The 1,437-nt window shown below is 41.4% G+C and carries 1 protein-coding gene and 1 pseudogene; both read left to right on the top strand.

All coding sequences use genetic code 11. From position 1 onward, the window contains the following. Positions 1-864 (top strand): DUF3360 family protein (locus AB4623_RS23500; RefSeq protein ID WP_372147467.1); only part of this gene is annotated, 864 nt, incomplete at its 5' end. Positions 865-1,171: 307 nt separating this feature from the next. Next, a pseudogene (locus AB4623_RS23495) lies at positions 1,172-1,437 on the top strand (bifunctional pyruvate/2-ketobutyrate formate lyase); the annotation flags it as partial.

Genomic DNA, 1,437 nt, shown 5'->3' with positions numbered 1-1,437 from the left:
CTAGCCGTTACCATCGGTCTATATGCATTCCTTGCTAAAGTGAACAAGCGTTGGTTAGCAATCCCTGTTTGTGCTTTCACTGGTCTAGCTATTGCTCTAGTACTTGGTGCTGGTTTCGATATCAAATTCGTAACTGAAACAGGCATTCCAAACCTAAACCCAATCTACTGGTGGGGTTCTACTGAAGAAGGTTGGATGCTTGGTTTACCAAACGTTGAGCACTTCATCGCTTCTCTACCATTTGCAATCCTAGCAGTAGCAATGTGGTCACCTGACTTCCTAGGTCACCGTATCTTCCAAGAACTGAACTACCCTAAAAAGTCTGAAAAAGTACTGATGGACGTAGACGACACAATGACTATGTGTTCAGTTCGTCAAATGGTAGGTACAGCAGTTGGTGGTGGTAACATCACTTCATCTTGGGGTACTTACATGATCCCAGCAGCAATCGCGAAACGTCCAATCCCTGGCGGCGCAATCTTGCTTGGCTCTCTATGTATTATTGTTGCGATTCTTGGCTTCCCAATGGACGTAGCAGTATGGCCACCAGTGATGCGTGTTGCGCTACTTGTAGGTGTATCTCTACCTCTACTTGAAGCGGGTATGCAGATGGTTAAAGATTCAAAAGACTCTCAAGCAGCTGGTATCTGTATCTTCGGTTCAGCGGTTGTTAACCCAGTATTAGCATGGGCACTGACTATGCTTCTAGATAATAACGGTCTAATTGGTGATAAAGAGCGTGCGAAGCGTCTATCATTTGTAGATAAGATTGTTATCCCAGTTGGCGTTTTAGTTATCTGTCTAGTAGCAATGCTTGCAGTTGGTATGCTAGAAAGTCAATATGGCCTAAAAGCTTGGCTATAATGGTCCTTACTACACAAAAGTAGTATTAGGATTAAAAAAAAGTTTGGGTGGCAACCCCTGCCACTCAAATTTTTTCAACTTTTTTTGGCATTTATTGATTTAGTTTAAGGTTTGCAGAAATTTTTTAGCGTAGTCTTGAATACATAGAGTAAAGACAACATATAAAAGGTAGTGACAATATATATAACCATATGATGCTTATATGCTCATATATATTGTTATTAATAAGAGTGTACTACCCTTACGAGGGGCGCTGGCTCAACAGTGTTAATGTACGTATTTTTTCTACTAAAAAGGTAGGTATGTCATGGCAGAGCAATTTGCTAAAGCTTGGGAAGATTTTGCTGCAGGTGAGTGGCAAAGCGAAGTAAACGTTCGTGATTTCATTCAAAAGAACTACACGCCGTATGAAGGCGACGAGTCTTTCCTAGTTTCTGAGGGTACTGAAGCAACTAACAAGCTTTGGTCTTCGGTAATGGAAGGTATCAAACAGGAAAACGCAACTAAAGCACCTGTAGATTTCGATACTTCTGTTATCTCTACCATTACTGCTCACGATGCAGGTTACATTGA

Origin of the sequence: Vibrio sp. 10N.222.52.C12, from assembly GCF_041474215.1 — a bacterium.
GTDB classification, from domain to species: Bacteria; Pseudomonadota; Gammaproteobacteria; order Enterobacterales; family Vibrionaceae; genus Vibrio; species Vibrio crassostreae_C.
The sequence above is the reverse complement of the archived record's forward strand: the minus strand, read 5'-3'. Positions and strand labels throughout refer to the sequence as shown.